The sequence below is a fragment of the Nitrospirillum amazonense genome, from assembly GCF_007828035.1.
Lineage (GTDB): Bacteria > Pseudomonadota > Alphaproteobacteria > Azospirillales > Azospirillaceae > Nitrospirillum > Nitrospirillum amazonense.
Genome location: NZ_VITV01000001.1, coordinates 770,802 through 784,295 on the forward strand (window position 1 = coordinate 770,802; position 13,494 = coordinate 784,295).

General features: G+C 66.3%; 14 protein-coding genes. 3 read left to right on the forward strand and 11 right to left on the reverse strand.

Annotated elements, in window-relative coordinates:
* Positions 1-2: 2 nt before the first annotated feature.
* From FBZ87_RS03235 to FBZ87_RS03270, 8 genes are all read right to left on the reverse strand, one after another.
* Positions 3-791: a MerR family transcriptional regulator gene (locus tag FBZ87_RS03235; protein ID WP_211106828.1), complete on the reverse strand. Its 789-nt coding sequence runs from the start codon at positions 789-791 to the stop codon at positions 3-5.
* Positions 792-931: 140 nt separating this feature from the next.
* Positions 932-1,717 carry an exodeoxyribonuclease III gene (locus FBZ87_RS03240; RefSeq protein ID WP_145608905.1) on the reverse strand — a complete coding sequence of 262 codons (786 nt, stop codon included), beginning with the start codon at positions 1,715-1,717 and terminating at the stop codon, positions 932-934.
* 72 nt (positions 1,718-1,789) lie between these two features.
* The gene (locus FBZ87_RS03245; RefSeq protein WP_040845606.1) at positions 1,790-1,990 is read right to left on the reverse strand and encodes a YbdD/YjiX family protein; all 201 of its coding nucleotides are present in this window, start codon (positions 1,988-1,990) and stop codon (positions 1,790-1,792) included.
* Complete coding sequence (locus FBZ87_RS03250) at positions 1,990-4,059, reverse strand: carbon starvation CstA family protein (RefSeq protein WP_145608906.1); 2,070 nt, start codon at positions 4,057-4,059, stop codon at positions 1,990-1,992. Before FBZ87_RS03250 ends, FBZ87_RS03245 begins: the two co-directional genes overlap by 1 nt.
* 450 nt (positions 4,060-4,509) lie before the next feature.
* A complete protein-coding gene (locus FBZ87_RS29075; RefSeq protein WP_186454566.1) occupies positions 4,510-4,986 on the reverse strand; it encodes a spore coat protein U domain-containing protein in 477 nt (158 codons plus the stop codon).
* 328 nt (positions 4,987-5,314) lie between these two features.
* Positions 5,315-5,776: a Csu type fimbrial protein gene (locus FBZ87_RS03260; protein ID WP_145608907.1), complete on the reverse strand. Its 462-nt coding sequence runs from the start codon at positions 5,774-5,776 to the stop codon at positions 5,315-5,317.
* Between the two features lie 330 nt (positions 5,777-6,106).
* Entirely contained in the window at positions 6,107-6,577 is a 471-nt protein-coding gene (locus FBZ87_RS03265; protein ID WP_145608908.1) for a spore coat protein U domain-containing protein, read from the reverse strand.
* 286 nt (positions 6,578-6,863) lie between these two features.
* Positions 6,864-7,322, reverse strand: coding sequence for a Csu type fimbrial protein (locus FBZ87_RS03270; protein ID WP_145608909.1), 459 nt, complete (start codon positions 7,320-7,322; stop codon positions 6,864-6,866).
* Between the two features lie 327 nt (positions 7,323-7,649).
* On the opposite strand from FBZ87_RS03270, the gene FBZ87_RS03275 reads away from it, so the two are divergent.
* The 3 genes from FBZ87_RS03275 (at position 7,650) to FBZ87_RS03285 (ending at position 9,742) form a co-directional block, all read left to right on the forward strand.
* A complete protein-coding gene (locus FBZ87_RS03275; RefSeq protein ID WP_145608910.1) occupies positions 7,650-8,840 on the forward strand; it encodes an acyl-CoA dehydrogenase in 1,191 nt (396 codons plus the stop codon).
* Positions 8,841-8,960: 120 nt separating this feature from the next.
* Complete coding sequence (locus FBZ87_RS03280) at positions 8,961-9,191, forward strand: hypothetical protein (RefSeq protein WP_145608911.1); 231 nt, start codon at positions 8,961-8,963, stop codon at positions 9,189-9,191.
* Positions 9,192-9,508: 317 nt separating this feature from the next.
* Positions 9,509-9,742 carry a hypothetical protein gene (locus tag FBZ87_RS03285; RefSeq protein ID WP_138918831.1) on the forward strand — a complete coding sequence of 78 codons (234 nt, stop codon included), beginning with the start codon at positions 9,509-9,511 and terminating at the stop codon, positions 9,740-9,742.
* 65 nt (positions 9,743-9,807) lie between these two features.
* Here FBZ87_RS03285 and FBZ87_RS03290 read toward each other — a convergent pair whose 3' ends face one another.
* From FBZ87_RS03290 to FBZ87_RS03300, 3 genes are all read right to left on the reverse strand, one after another.
* Positions 9,808-10,380 carry a nucleoside 2-deoxyribosyltransferase gene (locus FBZ87_RS03290; protein WP_145608912.1) on the reverse strand — a complete coding sequence of 191 codons (573 nt, stop codon included), beginning with the start codon at positions 10,378-10,380 and terminating at the stop codon, positions 9,808-9,810.
* Positions 10,377-12,374: a bifunctional 2',3'-cyclic-nucleotide 2'-phosphodiesterase/3'-nucleotidase gene (locus tag FBZ87_RS03295; protein WP_145608913.1), complete on the reverse strand. Its 1,998-nt coding sequence runs from the start codon at positions 12,372-12,374 to the stop codon at positions 10,377-10,379. The genes FBZ87_RS03290 and FBZ87_RS03295 overlap by 4 nt, the downstream gene beginning before the upstream one ends.
* 141 nt (positions 12,375-12,515) lie before the next feature.
* On the reverse strand, positions 12,516-13,490 hold the full coding sequence (locus FBZ87_RS03300) for an ABC transporter permease (protein WP_145608914.1): 975 nt from the start codon (positions 13,488-13,490) through the stop codon (positions 12,516-12,518).
* Positions 13,491-13,494: the final 4 nt, after the last annotated feature.

Below are 13,494 nucleotides of genomic sequence, written 5' to 3' on the forward strand. Positions count from 1 at the left end.
GCCTACGCCTGGCTTCCTTTCATGGCGGCACCGACGTAGTCCCACAGGCCTTGGTCGAAGGGCAGGCCCTGGCCTTGCGGGTCGCGGTCCAGCGCCTTCTGCCACAGGCCGGCGGTGCGCTGCGCCACCGTCCCGTCGCCCTGGGTGAAGGCGGTGACCAGGCTTTGCCAGCGTCGGGCGGCCTCCTGCGCGCGGGCGTCGCTGGCCGGCACGCCGGCTTGGCGCAGGGCCTGGATGTCGGCAATCAATTGCGTCCAGGCGCGGGTACCCTCGGCTGCCGCCGCCTCACCGCCCCGGGGCGTCATCAGGGTGGCGCGTTCCTCGGCCGTATAGTCCTCGGCCAGGACGGTGCGCAGGGTTTCAGGCATCGTGTTCATGTCCAATCTCCGGATCAAGGTGCACAGGTCATCGACGGAGATCGGGGTGGTGCCGGGGCGGGACATGCCCGTACGGGCCAGGGCCTGTTCCACCAGGTCCAGGCCGGCCTGGGCCGCCGCCAGCCGCCCGCGCCAGAGGGTGGCCTGCACCTCCAGCACGCGCCGTAGCGATGGGGTGTCGCCGGCCAGAACCCGGGCGATCTCGGCCAGCGACAGGCCCAGGGACTTCAGCGCCTGGATGATGCCCAGGCGCTGGAACTCCCGCGGGCCGTACAGCCGCCAGCCCTTGTCGGTGCGCGGCGGGTCCAGCAGGCCGCGCGCCTCATAGACCCGCAGCGCCCGGATGGTCAGGCCGGTGCGCGCCGCGGCTTCCGCCGCCGTCAGCACCGGCTCCGCCATCCGCTTTCCGGCCATGCCGTTCACCCTCGTCCGCACCATCTTGTCCCCGATCATCGTCGATAAGGCACGGTGCGGGTATGACCCAGGGTCCGGCTCAAGAGGTTTTTTCATCCCACCTAAGGCGCGGATGCGCCTGCCGGAGTTTGAGGAAAAACTTAAAGATAATCCACCGTCAGCGGCGCATGGTCGCTGAAACGCTGGTCCTTGTAGATGGCGGCGCTTTTGGCGGTGGCGGCCACGCCCGGGGTGGCGATCTGGTAGTCGATGCGCCAGCCCACGTTCTTGGCCCAGGCCTGGCCCCGGTTGGACCACCACGTATAGCCTTCCTCGCCCGCCTCGGGGTACAGGCGGCGATAGACGTCGACCCAGCCCTGCTCATCGAACAGGCGGGACAGCCAGGCGCGCTCCTCCGGCAGGAAGCCGGAGTTCTTCAGATTGCCCTTCCAGTTCTTCAGGTCGATCTCCTTGTGGGCGATGTTCCAGTCGCCGCAGAGGATGACCTGGCGGCCGGCCTGGGCCAGGGCCGCCATATGGGGCAGGAAGCGGTCCATGAAGGCGAACTTGGCGGCTTGCCGATGCTCCCCGCTGGAACCTGAGGGCAGGTAGACCGAGACGACTGACAGGTCGCCGAACACCGCCTCGACATAGCGGCCCTCGGCGTCGATGTCGTCATGCCCCAGCCCCAGGATCACCTGATCGGGCGCCTTGCGGCTGTAGACGCCCACACCGCTGTAGCCCTTCTTCTCCGCATACTGGAAATAGCCGTGATAGGCGGCGCCGGCGGCGTCGCTGGGCGCCAGCATCAGGGGCGTCATGTCCTCGGCCTGGGCCTTCAGCTCCTGCACGCAGACGACGTCGGCGTCCTGGGCCGCCATCCAGTCGAAGAAGCCCTTGGTGGTGGCGGAGCGGATGCCATTCAGGTTGGCGGAGATGATGCGCATGCTGGGGCTTTCGTCAGGCAAAGAAAGAGGGGGCCGGTCAGGGCCCCCTCTCGGTAAACAAATCCGGCAGGTTCAGCAACAGCGGCCGACCTTGCCGCTGTAGCGCGCCTCCTGCCGTTCGCGGAAGAATTCCTCCCGCGACATGATCGGCTGGTCCGGATGGTTGAGGCGCCGGTGTTCTACATAGCTGTCATAGTCCGGCAGCCCCACCATCAGGTTGGCCATGCGGGCCACCAGCTTGGCGAAGGGAAGGGCTTGCGCTTGTGCCGACATCAGTCGTCCCCGGCGGCGACGGCGGCCCCACCGATCCCGACCTCGTGCGCCGTGGCGCGCGGGTTGGCCAGGGCCTTGCGGATGTTCAGGATGCCGAACACCAGCATGGACACGACCACGGCCATGAACAGGCCGCACAGGGTGGCGTCGACATAGTCGTTGGTGATGACCCGCGCCATGGCCTCCGTCGTCTTGGCCGGGGCCAGCACCTTGCCGTCGGCCAGCGCGGTGGAGAACTTCTTGGCGTGCGCCAGGAAGCCCACGGCCGGGTTGTCATCGAACAGCTTCTGCCAGCCGGCGGTCAGCGTGCAGATGGCCAGCCACACGGTGGGCAGGATGGTGACCCAGGCGAACTTCTCCCGCTTCATCTTGAACAGGATGACGGTGCCCAGCATCAGGGCGATGGCCGCCAGCATCTGGTTGGAGATGCCGAACAGGGGCCACAGCGTGTTGATGCCGCCCAGCGGATCGACCACGCCCTGGTATAGGAAATAGCCCCAGCCGGCGACGGCGATGGCCGTGGCCAGCAGGTTGGCGCCCCAGCTCTGGGTCACGCGCAGGGCCGGCACCGCCGTGCCCAGCAGGTCCTGGATCATGAAGCGGGCGACGCGGGTGCCGGCGTCGACCGTGGTCAGGATGAACAGGGCCTCGAACAGGATGGCGAAGTGGTACCAGAAGGCGGTCATGGACTGGCCACCCACCAGGCTGGACAGGATGGTCGACATGCCCACCGCCAGGGTGGGGGCGCCGCCCGCGCGGCTGAGGATGGTCGTCTCGCCCACGTTCTTGGCCACTTGGGCCAATTCGTCTGGGGTGATGGCGAAGCCCCAGTTGCCCACCACCTGGGCCGCCTGGTCCACTGTGGTGCCGATGACGCCGGCCGGCGTGTTCATGGCGAAATAGACGCCGGGGTGCAGCACGCAGGCCGAGATCAGCGCCATGATGGCGACGAAGCTTTCGGCCAGCATGGCGCCATAGCCGATCATGCGGGCCTGGGCCTCCGTCTCCAGCATCTTGGGCGTGGTGCCCGAGGAGATCAGGGCGTGGAAGCCCGAGACCGAGCCGCAGGCGATGGTGATGAACAGGAAGGGGAACAGCTGGCCGGAGAAGACCGGGCCGCTGCCGTCGACGAAGCGGCTGACCGCCGGCATGTGCAACTCGGGCATGACGATCAGGATGCCGACCGCCAGCGCGATGATGGTGCCGATCTTGAGGAAGGTCGACAGGTAGTCGCGCGGCGCCAGCAGCAGCCACACCGGCAGGACCGAGGCGATGAAGCCGTAGGCGATCAGCATAAGGGCCAGCGTCTCACCCTTGAAGGTGAAGGCGGCGGCCCAGGCGGGATCCTCCGCCACCCACTGGCCGCCCATGATGCCCAGCAGCAGCAGGACCAGGCCGATGGCCGACATCTCGCCCACGCGGCCGGGACGGATGAAGCGACCGTAGATGCCCATCAGCACGGCGATCGGCATGGTGGCGAAGACGGTGAAGGTGCCCCAAGGGCTGCCGGCCAGGGCCTTGACCACGATCAGCGCCAGCACGGCCAGCAGGATGATCATGATGAGCAGCACGCCGAACAGGGCGATGACGCCCGGCACCGTGCCCATCTCGGACTTGATCATGTCGCCCAGCGAGCGGCCGTCGCGGCGGGTGGAGGCGAACAGGATGATGAAGTCCTGCACGGCGCCGGCGAACACCACGCCGACCAGGATCCACAACGTGCCGGGCAGATAGCCCATCTGCGCTGCCAGCACGGGGCCCACCAGCGGGCCGGCGCCGGCGATGGCGGCGAAGTGGTGGCCGAACAGCACCCACTTGTCCGTGGGCACGTAATCCAGGCCGTCATTGTGGCGCATGGCCGGGGTCGGGCGCCCGCCGTCCAGCTTCAGGGCGGTGTTGGCGATGTACAGACTGTAGAAGCGATAGGCGATGGTGTAGGTGCACAAGGCCGCCACAACCACCCACAGCGCATTGACGGTTTCGCCGCGCGACAGCGCGACGACACCCAGCGATGCGGCGCCGACGAGCGCCACAATCAGCCAGACGAGCCGTCCGGCGGTTCCGTTCATTCCGTTTCCTCCCAAGAAATCCCGCACCCCAGCCCCGGCCGCAGGGGGTACCTCGAATTCTCTTCACCCTTGGGCCGTCCGCCGGGTCTACGGCGACGGTCCAGGGTTGGCCTTGTCATTGCCGCGCCAGGGCTGATCGCGTTGATATTACAGGATCGTTTGCCGCTTGGACAGAGGGGCGCCCGTTGCCGCGAGGGCCGCCGCCAAGGGTGCGGTGTGCGGTGCGGTAAAGGAATTATTCATAGTTCGGTGCGATAACAGGGGTGCAACTTGGTTGCGTTTTCCTCCCTTCTGAAAACTCAGCCCCGGCGCCTTCTGGCAGCCGGGGTTTTTTATTGCCCGCACCGCAGTATCTTTTTGCTGCGACCGCAAAAACGGCGACGGCCCCGCCCGGGAGATCCAGGCGGGGCCGTATGGTCAGCCGAACCGGTGTGGTTGTTGGGTGTGTGATCAGCGGCCCTGGATGGTGATGGTCAGGGTGTCGGTGTAGCTGCCGGCGATGGCCTGGGCGTTGGCGGGGACGGTGACGGCGACGGTTGCGGTCTTGTTGAACTGGGCGGAGGAGCGGACGACGTTGACGCTGCTGCCGCTGGACTGGCCGTCGTAGATGGGGGTGTAGCTGATGGGCTGGGCGCCGGTGGCGGAGGACTTCAGGGTGCCGCCGTTGGCGGAGGAGACGCTGATCTGGTAGCCGGCGCCATCGTTGCAGGTCTCGACGACGCTGCCGACGGTGACGGCGTTGGAGCCGGTGAGGATGTTCAGCTGGGTGCCGGCGTCGGTGACGGCGACGGAGCAGGTCTGGGCGACGGTGCTGTTCAGCTGGATGGTGCCGGAGGCGGCGGCCGTGGCGGCGAAGGCGGGGGCGGCGGCCAGGGAGACGGCGGCGACGGTGGTGGCGGCGATCAGGGCGGCGGCGAAGCGGATCATGACGACGGTTCCTATCGGTTCGGCTGGGCTTGTTGCCCGATTGCTTTGATGTGAGACGTAACAGCAATCACGGTGCCAGAACCGGGTCTGGGACGGCATTAATCCGTTAACCAATTGACAGCATTGATTTATCTGACCTATCGCCACGAAGGCGTGCCAGGGCACGCCGGTAACACTGTTGCGTCACGCACCATGCGAAAGGTTAGGAACTCAGCTGAATCAATGCATTAGGATTTGCAGTCCGCTAGACGGCGGACACGCGAAAGGGCGCCCCGGCGTGGGGCGCCCTCTCCCGAACCTTGGTCTGAGGGTGACCGTCGCTGGCGGCTTACTTGCCGGCGATGGTGATGGTCAGGGTGTCGGCATAGCTGCCGGCGATGGCCTGGGCGTTGGCGGGCACGGTCACGGAGACGTTGGAGGTCTTGTTGAACTGGGCGCTGGAGCGGGTGACGGCGAAGCTGGCGCCAGAGCCGTTGGTGCCGTCGTAGCTGGTGGTGTAGCTGATGGCGCTGGCACCGGTGGCGGACGACTTCAGCGTGCCGTTGTTGGAAGAGGCAACCGTGATGGTGTAGCCGGCGCCGTCGTTGCAGTTCTCGACCACGCTGCCGACGGCGACGTTGCTGGAGCCGGACAGGATGTTCAGGGTGGCACCGGCATCGGTGACGGCCACGGTGCAGGTCTGGGCGACGGAGCTGTTCAGCTGGATGGTGCCCGAGGCGCCAGCGGCGGCGAAAGCGGGGGCGGCGGCGAACAGGGCGACAACAGCGGCGGCGGCGGCGATGCGGATCATGATGAGGTTCCTATCGGTTCGGTGGGCGGCTTCAGCGGCCCGGTTGGTTCATGCCTGGTTATAAGCACATGCCGTGCCGAGATTTGTCGCTCGCTGGAAATGTCGCATATGCATTTGATAAAAAAAGATAAATTTCTTTGCTGCGATGAGAGGTCACACTAATCTCTTCCAGATTGTTGCGTTGCGCAATAACCCAAAGATTAGGACTGGCCGCCACGTCAATGCATTAGCACATGCATTTATCCACGATTAATCCCGACAGAAAATGCACAATGAAAAAGGGCGGCCCCTCGCGGGACCGCCCTTTTCGGTGTTGGGATATCGCCAGGCTTACTTGCCGGCGATGGTGATGGTCAGCGTGTCGCTGTAGCTGCCGGCGATGGCTTGGGCGTTGGCGGGCACGGTCACGGAAACGGCGGAGGTCTTGTTGAACTGGGCGCCGGAGCGGGTGACGGCGAAGCTGGCGCCGGAGCCGTTGGTGCCGTCGTAGCTGGTGGTGTAGCTGATGGCCTGGGCACCGGTGGCGGACGACTTCAGCGTGCCGTTGTTGGCGGAGGCAACCGTGATGGTGTAGCCGGCGCCGTCGTTGCAGTTCTCGACCACGCTGCCGACGGCGACGTTGCTGGAACCCGACAGGATGTTCAGGGTGGCGCCGGCATCGGTGACGGCCACGGTGCAGGTCTGGGCGACGGTGGCATTCAGCTTGATCGTGCCTGAGGTGGCGGCACTGGCGGGTAGGGCGGCCAGAAGGCTGGAAGCCAAGGCGGTGCTGGCGACGACAGCGGCGATGCGGCGGATCATGACAGGCCTCTAAACGGTTCGATGGGCTTTTGCCCATTTGGTTCATGATTGGTTAAAAGCAAAGACAGTGCCAGAGTGGTCTGGGCCGCAAGAGAATGAGTTAAATTATTGATTTATAATGATTAATTTTCCATCTTGGCCGTGAGTGCTGGCGGTACAGCTCTGGCTTCGTTGCGACATGCATTTATAGGCGCAAGTGCGTCTTAGCGTTATGCAATTGCAAAATATAATAGCGATACGGCCGATGGGGTCGGCCGTATCGCATCCATCGTACCCCGTGTGCGGCTTACTTGCCGGCGATGGTGATGGTCAGGGTGTCGCTGTAGCTGCCGGCGATGGCCTGGGCGTTGGCGGGCACGGTCACGGAGACGGCCGCGGTCTTGTTGAACTGGGCGCCGGAACGGGTGACGGCGAAGCTGTTGCCCGAGCCGTTGGTGCCATCATAGCTGGTGGTGTAGGTCACCGGCTGGGCGCCCGTCGCGGAAGACTTCAGGCTGCCGCCGTTGGCGGAGGCGACGGTGATGGTGTAACCGGCGCCATCGTTGCAGTTCTCGACCACGCTGCCGACGGCGACGTTGCTGGAACCGGCCAGGATGTTCAGCTGCGCGCCGGCGTCGGTGACGGCCACGGTGCAGGTCAGCGACACGGTGCCGCTCAGCTTGATGCTGCCCGAGGTGTCGGCCAGGGCCGGGGCGGAAACCAGGGTGGCGACCAGGGCGGCGGCGGCGGCGGTGCGGCGGATCATGGCGAAAGGTCCTATCGGTTCGAGTGGGCTTTTGCCCGTTTCGTTCATGTCCCGTTATAAGCAGACCGCGTGCCAAAGCTTGGCCCAGTGGGGGTTGTCTAAATAAAATCAACGTATTGGTGGGAAATATCTTAACGAGACTTAACCTGTCCCTATGGACTAGGCCATTGCTCATAGGTTTTGCACTGCAACACGCATCGCGCCCTTGGGATAGGTGTATTGAAATGGGCAATGCATAATGCAGATACTCACGGAGTATCTTGACCGCCCGTGGCTTCCCGCCTGCAATGCGGCCCATCCAACGACCACCAATCAGGGGAAAGACCCATGGCGAGCGACAGTGCGGGCAAGGGCGGCTTCCAATGGGACGACGCCCTGCTGCTGGACGACCAGCTGGAGGCGGAGGAGCGGCAGGTGCGCGACAGCGCCCGCGCCTTCTGCCAGGACCGGTTGGCGCCCCGCGTGCGCGACGCCTTCCGGCATGAGGTGTTCGACCCCGCCATCATGGCCGAGATGGGGGAGCTGGGCCTGCTGGGCATGACCATCGACGGCTATGGCTGCGCCGGGGTGAACCATGTCTGCTATGGCCTGGTGGCGCGTGAGGTGGAACGCGTGGACAGCGGCTACCGCTCCGCCATGAGCGTCCAGTCTTCCCTGGTCATGCATCCCATCCACGCCTATGGCAGCGAGGAACAGCGCCAGCGCTACCTGCCCGGCCTGTCGGCCGGCACGTTGATCGGTTGCTTCGGTCTGACGGAACCGGACGCCGGGTCCGATCCCGCCGCCATGAAGACGCGGGCCCGCCGCGTGGCCGATGGCTATGTCCTGACCGGATCCAAGATGTGGATTACCAACGCACCGGTGGCCGACGTTTTCGTCGTCTGGGCCAAGGACGACGAGGGGCAGATCCGGGGCTTCATCCTGGAAAAGGGGATGACCGGCCTGTCGGCGCCCAAGATCGAGGGCAAGTTCTCCTTGCGTGCCTCCATTACCGGCGAGATCGTGATGGACGGGGTGATGGTGCCGGAGACGGCCCTGCTGCCCGGCGTGGTGGGACTGAAAGGCCCCTTCGGCTGCCTGAACAAGGCGCGCTACGGCATCTCGTGGGGCGCCATGGGTGCTGCGGAGGCCTGCTGGTTCGCGGCGCGCGACTATACCCTGACTCGCACCGCCTTCGGCCGGCCGCTGGCCGCGACCCAGCTGATCCAGAAGAAGCTGGCCGACATGCAAACGGAAATCACCCTGGGCTTGCAGGGCGCCCTGCGCCTGGGCCGGCTGATGGACCAGGGCCGCGCGGCGCCGGAAATGATCAGCCTGATGAAGCGCAACAACTGCGGCAAGGCGCTGGACATCGCCCGCGCCGCCCGCGACATGCATGGCGGCAACGGGGTGTCCGATGAGTACCCCGTTATCCGCCATGTCTTGAACCTGGAGGCGGTGAATACCTACGAGGGGACCCACGACGTCCACGCCCTGGTTCTTGGCCGGGCTCAGACGGGGCTGCAGGCCTTCGGCTGAGCTGGATCAATCGGGGGCCAAACAAATTGCCCAGCGATTGATCCAGCTCAAGGACGGTGCGGCTGGCGAGGGATAGTCCTGGCCCTATCCGGAACGCATAGCCAGGGAAACACCGTCCCCATGAACCTTCTCCTGCCCCCTGCCACGGCCGTGGTGATGCCTTTCCCGGCCCCGGTTCTGGCCGGCGAACTGGCGGGCCTTTCCTTAATCGCCTATGCCATGGGGTGTGCCGCGCGGCGGGATGGACATGCCCTTTTGTCTAATCCCTTTGATGAGGCCGATCCCCTTGGCTCTTTGGGTCATATCGGGCCCGCAGGTGCCTGGCGCGATGGCTGGCTGAACGGCGGCTGAAAGCGGATAAAGCGCCCGTATCGTCGGGTTCATTACGTATTCGGAACGGTCGTGCGGACGACCGCCGCGCCACCTGGATTCCCGCGCCGACGTCTACGGCCAGAAAATCGGGGGAAGATCGCGGGTGACAAGGTGATGACGTACCCCTAAGCTATATCCCTTGGCATTTGAATTGGATTATGCTGATCGCAACAGCCCACGGGTTCCATTCCCCGGGGCGGACCGGTCCGGCGAACGGCCTGGGTTTCTAGAGCCGACCCCCAAAAGGCGCGCCGCGCAGGCAGGTGCCCCGGGGGCTGTTAAGGAGTAGGGAAGCTATGGCGTTGTCTAGGCGCGGGGTCGAACCGCCCAAACCGGGTGAATGGATGGAAGAGGTGAAGCTGCCCAAGCGTCGCCTGCTGGTCCATGCCATCCATCAGCGGGCGGGTCATCCGCCCCATGTCGAATTCCTGGTCGACGGCCGCTCCAGCGACCGCCTCAGCCTGGCGCTTGAGGTTGTGCTGGACAGTGACCGGTTCCGGCGCATGGGCGTATCGCAGAACGCCGCCTGACGCGCAGGGAAACAGATGGACCTGAAACAGCCGGGCCGGCAACGCCCGGCTGTTTCATTTTCCGGTCAGCGCTCCTGGAAGGAAACCCAGTCCCATGCCGCGCTGAGGGCGGCATCCACCCCATGATAAATGCCCAGGGGGCCAGGCTGGGCCGTCGGGAACGGCGCGGGGTGAACCAGCATCAGGTTGGCGCCGAGGCCGAAATCCTCCACCATACGTCCTTCCGGATCGCGCCAGTCGCCCTTGGTGTCCTGGGTCAGGAGGAAATGGGCACGGGTCCGATCCAGCAGACTGGCGGGTGTGGCCGTATAGGCGAAGACCGGCCGGCCCAGCGCCGCCGCAAAGCCCATCTCATAGGCCGTGCCGTCGTCGGCCGAGGGGCCGCGAAAGGGACTGACGTTGGCCAGCACCAGATCCGTGTTCCGGATCAGGTCCAGGTTGGTGGCACGGATGCGGCCGGCGTGATCCGCCGCCGTCTCGCCTGGGATCGAGACCACCGCACCATCCATGGGGAAGACGCCAACGATGCCGAAGCGAGCGCAGGCCGCGCGCAGGGCGTCAGCGGCCGCCCCGGGATCGGGCAGGAACACTTCCGGGCCCGCCAGATAGGCCCGCCAAACCTTCTTTTCCGCCGTCATTTTCCCAGCCCCTGGCCGGCCAGCGCGGTGGGCGACAAATCCACCCGGAACAGTTCCAGCCCGGGGTCGCCAGGCCCCACGTCGCTCAGGTTGGGGTATTGGGTCAACAGCGCCGCCGCCTTGACGTTGGTATCGTACAGCACGGTCACCGGTGCGGTGACGGGCACGAAGCCCCAGCTGTGGTTGGTGGCGGGTACCAGGGTGCCGGCGGCGCGCAGGTAGTCGGCGATGATCTCCTGGATCGTTTCCGTGCCTGAGTAGACGATGTTCTTACCGTCCAGGCCGGGGAAGTTGCCGCCGCCGTTGGCGCGGTAATTGTTGGTGACGACGATGAACTCATCGTCATCCTTCACCGGCTGGCCGTTGTAGCGCAGGTCGACGATGCGGTGGTTGTCGCCCGGGGCCAGCTTGCCGTCGCCGCCGAAGCGCGGCGGCTGGGTCACATCGACCCGCCAGGTGACGCCGTCGATGACATCGAAGTTGAAGCTGGGAACGGCCCGGTTCACCAGCATCTGCGGCTCCTTCTTGGCCGGGTCAACGCGGTTGAAGACGCGGGCCCCCATCTCCAGCCAATCGCGCACCTGGGCGCCCGTCACCTTCACCGCGGCGACGATGTTGGGATAGAGGTAAAGGTCGGCGACGTTGCGCAGGCTGATCTGCCCGGCGGCCACGTCGGTGAAATAGTCGGGGCCGGGCTGGCCCCCCGCCTTGAAAGGGGCGGCCGCCGACAGGATGGGCAACTTGGCGTAGGGGCCGCCCGCCAGCGCCTTGGCCACGTATTGGCGCTGGGCGTCCGACACGATATCCAAGGCCGGCTGATCGGCGATGAAGCTGAAATAGGTCTCGATGCGGCCGGTGCTCTTGCCCACGGGCCGGCGCACATAATCCAGGGTCGCCTGATGCGCATCCTTGGCGATGGCCGCCACCGCCGCGTCCGGTTCCACCAGCGGCGTGGCCTTGCCGTTCACGCGGGTCAGCACGGGCCGGGTCTCGGCATGGCCGGCGGCCACGGTCCAGCCGCCCTTGCCGCCATGGGCCTTGGGGTCGGCGGAGAGGATCAGGTCGATCACGCCCAGATGGTCGCCGAAGAAGCCGGCCATGACCACCGGCTTGCCATGGATCAGGCCGTGTGGGATGTCGGCGTCCGGCAGGTTGGCATAATCGGCGGCGGGGAAGACCCGGTGGGCATGGCCGGTGACGACGGCGTCCACCTCGGGAATGGCGGCCACGGCCACGCCGGCGTTCTCCGCCATCTTCTGGTGGGGGGCGGCCGACAAGCCGCTGTGGATGACCGCCACCACCACGTCCGCGCCCTGGGCCTTCAGGTCCCGGGCGGTCTTGGCCGCCACCTCCACGATGTCGGAGGTGGTGACCTTGCCCTCCAGCTTGTCCTTGTCCCACAGCACGATCTGGGGCGTCAGCACACCGACCACGCCCACCCGGATCGTATGCTTGGCGCCGGCGCCGTCGGTGAAGTCGCGGTCCAGGATGACGCCGGCGGGGAACAGGGGCTGGCCATCCTCCACCCGGTTCACGTTGCCGGCCAGCACCGGGTACTTGGCCTCCTTCTCCGCCGCCACGGCATAGTCTAGGCCGAAATTGAACTCATGGTTGCCCATGACGGCGGCGTCGTAGCCCAGCGCGTTCAGGGCGGCGATGATGGGCTGGAACTTGCCCGGCCCCAGGCCCTGCACCCGGGCGACATAGTCGCCCATGGGCGTGCCCTGGATCAGGTCACCGGCATCCACCAGCAGGGTGTTGGGCTTTTCGGCCCTGGCCTTGCGGATCAGGCTGGCCACCCGTACCAGGCCGACGCCGGGGTCCGGCTTGTCGGCATAGTAATCGTAGTCCATGACGTTCATGTGCAGGTCGGTGGTCGACAGGATCTGCACGTCAATCTGGTCGGACCTGGCCTCCTGCGCCCCCGCGTCCAGGCCCCCGAACACTATGGTACCGGTAAACAGCAGGGCGGCCAGGCGGCGGCAGGCGGGCATGGCGGGGGCATCCTTGATCTGTATCGGGGATCTGTATCGGGGATCTGCATTGGGAAAGGGGGCCGGATGCGTTCCGGCCCCCTGGCTCTACAGGCGTGGTGTTACACCCACGCCCTCGCCACAGGCTTTGATGTAGGTCGCTTACCGGTCTTTCACATAGGCCTGGCCCGCCGCCTTGGGCGGGATGGACTTGCCGACGAAGCCCGCCAGCAGCAGCACGGTCAGGATGTAGGGCAGCACCTCGATGATCTGCACCGGCACCGCGCCGACGACCGGCAGGGCCACGCCCTGCAGCCGCGCCTGCAGCGCGTCGGTGGCGGCGAACAGCAGGCAGCCGGCCAGGGTGGGGTAGGGCCGCCACTTGCCCAGGATCAGGGCGGCCAGGGCCAGATAGCCCTTGCCCGCAGTCATGTTCTCCTGGAACCCCGCGCCTTGCGCGATGGAGAGGTAGGCGCCGGCCACGCCGCACAGCAGGCCGGTGATCAGCACGGCGCGATAGCGCAGCCAGGGCACCGAAATTCCGGCGGTGTCCACGGCGGCCGGGTTTTCCCCCACCGCGCGCAGGCGCAGGCCGAAGCGGGTGCGATAGGCCACCCACGAGGTGGCGGGCACGGCCAGCACCGCCAGGTAGACCAGCAGGTTCTGCCCGCCGATGACCTCGCCATAGAAGCGGCCCAGCAGGGGCACGCCGCGCACGGCCTCCGCCAACGGGAAGTGCAGGCCCAGGAAGCGCTGCCCGCCATCCAGCGAGGGCGTGCGGCCGCCCAGGTCGAACCAGGCGTTGGCCAGCACGGCGGTCAGGCCGGCGGCGATGGTGTTGATGGCGACACCGGCCACCACCTGGTCACCCCGGTGGGTGATGCAGGCGAAGCCGTGCACCAGGGCCAGCAGCAGCGAGGCGGCGATGGCCGCCGCCAGGCCTGCCCAAGGCGACCCGGTGACGGCCGCCGTGGCGGCGGCAGCGAAGGCGCCGGTCAGCATCTTGCCTTCCAGGCCGATGTCGACCACACCGGCGCGTTCGGAATAAAAGCCGGCCAGCGAGGCCAGTACCAGCGGTGTCGCCAGGCGCACGGTGCTGGCCAGCAGCGACACGATCCACAGGGCGGTATCGTCCATGGTC

Coding starts and splice junctions, on each gene's coding strand:
- FBZ87_RS03250 (WP_145608906.1), bottom strand. CDS start 4,059: ATGAACGGAACCGCCGGACGGCTCGTCTGGCTGATTGTGGCGCTCGTC.
- FBZ87_RS03275 (WP_145608910.1), top strand. CDS start 7,650: ATGGCGAGCGACAGTGCGGGCAAGGGCGGCTTCCAATGGGACGACGCC.
- FBZ87_RS03295 (WP_145608913.1), bottom strand. CDS start 12,374: ATGCCCGCCTGCCGCCGCCTGGCCGCCCTGCTGTTTACCGGTACCATA.
- FBZ87_RS03280 (WP_145608911.1), top strand. CDS start 8,961: ATGAACCTTCTCCTGCCCCCTGCCACGGCCGTGGTGATGCCTTTCCCG.
- FBZ87_RS29075 (WP_186454566.1), bottom strand. CDS start 4,986: ATGATCCGCTTCGCCGCCGCCCTGATCGCCGCCACCACCGTCGCCGCC.
- FBZ87_RS03300 (WP_145608914.1), bottom strand. CDS start 13,490: ATGGACGATACCGCCCTGTGGATCGTGTCGCTGCTGGCCAGCACCGTG.
- FBZ87_RS03265 (WP_145608908.1), bottom strand. CDS start 6,577: ATGATCCGCCGCATCGCCGCTGTCGTCGCCAGCACCGCCTTGGCTTCC.
- FBZ87_RS03245 (WP_040845606.1), bottom strand. CDS start 1,990: ATGTCGGCACAAGCGCAAGCCCTTCCCTTCGCCAAGCTGGTGGCCCGC.
- FBZ87_RS03285 (WP_138918831.1), top strand. CDS start 9,509: ATGGCGTTGTCTAGGCGCGGGGTCGAACCGCCCAAACCGGGTGAATGG.
- FBZ87_RS03235 (WP_211106828.1), bottom strand. CDS start 791: ATGGCCGGAAAGCGGATGGCGGAGCCGGTGCTGACGGCGGCGGAAGCC.
- FBZ87_RS03260 (WP_145608907.1), bottom strand. CDS start 5,776: ATGATCCGCATCGCCGCCGCCGCCGCTGTTGTCGCCCTGTTCGCCGCC.
- FBZ87_RS03270 (WP_145608909.1), bottom strand. CDS start 7,322: ATGATCCGCCGCACCGCCGCCGCCGCCGCCCTGGTCGCCACCCTGGTT.
- FBZ87_RS03290 (WP_145608912.1), bottom strand. CDS start 10,380: ATGACGGCGGAAAAGAAGGTTTGGCGGGCCTATCTGGCGGGCCCGGAA.
- FBZ87_RS03240 (WP_145608905.1), bottom strand. CDS start 1,717: ATGCGCATCATCTCCGCCAACCTGAATGGCATCCGCTCCGCCACCACC.